General features: G+C 62.6%; 1 protein-coding gene and 2 pseudogenes. All 3 read left to right on the top strand.

The genetic code is table 11. The features are described 5' to 3' along the window. Positions 1–330, top strand: a pseudogene (locus QZH66_RS14890) (MFS transporter); the annotation flags it as partial. 4 nt (positions 331–334) lie between these two features. Continuing rightward, positions 335–1,498 (top strand): annotated as a pseudogene (locus QZH66_RS14885) (MFS transporter); the annotation flags it as partial. A gap of 103 nt (positions 1,499–1,601) precedes the next feature. Next, positions 1,602–1,783: hypothetical protein (locus tag QZH66_RS14880; RefSeq protein WP_305806697.1), on the top strand; the 182-nt coding region annotated here is incomplete at its 3' end.

Raw genomic sequence — 1,783 nt, 5'->3', positions numbered from 1 at the left:
ATGGGCCTGTCCACTTTCATCGTGGGCATCCTGCCGACCTACGCCAGCATCGGCGTGGCGGCGCCGGTGATCCTGATCGCGCTGCGCATGCTGCAGGGCCTGGCGCTGGGCGGCGAGTACGGCGGCGCTGCCACCTACGTGGCCGAGCACGCGCCGCACGGCAAGCGTGGCGCCTACACCTCGTGGATCCAGACCACGGCCACGCTGGGCCTGTTCCTGTCGCTGCTGGTGATCCTGGGCACGCGCACGTTCATGGGCGAAGAAGCGTTTGTCGACTGGGGCTGGCGCATTCCGTTCCTGCTGTCCATCCTGCTGCTGGGCATCTCGGTGTGNGGGCCTGTTCCTGTCGCTGCTGGTGATCCTGGGCACGCGCACGTTCATGGGCGAAGAAGCGTTTGTCGACTGGGGCTGGCGCATTCCGTTCCTGCTGTCCATCCTGCTGCTGGGCATCTCGGTGTGGATCCGGCTGTCGCTGTCCGAGTCGCCGGCCTTCCAGAAAATGAAGGCCGAGGGCAAGACCTCCAAGGCGCCGCTGTCCGAGTCCTTCGGCCAGTGGAAGAACCTGAAGATCGTGATCCTGGCACTGATCGGCCTGACCGCCGGCCAGGCCGTGGTCTGGTACACGGGCCAGTTCTACGCGCTGTTCTTCCTGACGCAGCAGCTCAAGGTCGATGCCGTCACGGCCAACCTGATGATCGCGGCCGCGCTGCTGATCGGCACGCCGTTCTTCGTGATCTTCGGCACGCTGTCCGACAAGATCGGCCGCAAGCCCATCATCATGCTCGGCTGCCTGCTCGCCGTGCTGACCTACTTCCCCGTGTTCAAGGCCCTGACCGAGGCCGCCAACCCCGACTTGGCTGCTGCGCAAGCCAAGAACAAGGTGGTGATCGTGGCCGACCCGAAGGAATGCTCGTTCCAGTTCAACCCCACCGGCACGGCCAAGTTCACGAGTTCGTGCGACATCGCCAAGCAGGTGCTGGCCGGCGGCTCGGTGAGCTATGACGCCGAAGACGCTCCCGCCGGAACGCCCGCCGTCATCAAGATCGGCGACGTGAGCATTCCGAGCTATGCATCCAAGGGCCTGCCCGCCGACGAAGCCAAGAAGAAGGACGCCGAGTTCAAGAAGGCCGTGAACGACACGCTCAAGGCCGACGGCTACCCGACCAAGGCCGACCCCGCCAAGATGAACAAGCCCCTGATGGTCGCCATCCTGGCTTACCTGGTGCTGCTGGTGACCATGGTGTACGGCCCTATCGCCGCCATCCTGGTGGAAATGTTCCCGACGCGCATCCGCTACACCTCGATGAGCCTGCCCTACCACATCGGCAACGGCTGGTTTGGCGGCCTGCTGCCCACCATGTCGTTCGCCATCGTGGCGCAGACCGGCAATATGTACAGCGGTTTGTGGTACCCCATCATCATCGCCGGCATGACGCTGGTGGTGGGCACGCTGTTCGTGCGTGAAACCAAGGACGTGGACATTTACGCCGACGACTGATGCACCGGCGCTTGCCGCGCCCGCGGCAAGCCAGGCCCAGACCATTGCCGCCACACGGTGCAGGAGCCAAGTTTCTGCAAAGTGTGGCGGTAATGCATCATGTATGTCATCAAAGCTACTTAAGTTGGTGATTCGTAACGGTGTTGGCCCTAAAATTTTGCCAGTAGCTGCACCTTGGGCCGATCAGCCAGAAACTGTAAGCCGTGCCTACACCATCGATGGACAAGATCATTCAAGGAAACAACATGCAAAACCCAAGTCGTTTGTTGCTGGCTCTGCTGGCAG

This window comes from Stenotrophomonas sp. YIM B06876, from assembly GCF_030711595.1.
Taxonomy (GTDB): domain Bacteria; phylum Pseudomonadota; class Gammaproteobacteria; order Xanthomonadales; family Xanthomonadaceae; genus Stenotrophomonas.
This window is presented reverse-complemented; position numbering and strand designations above follow the sequence as displayed.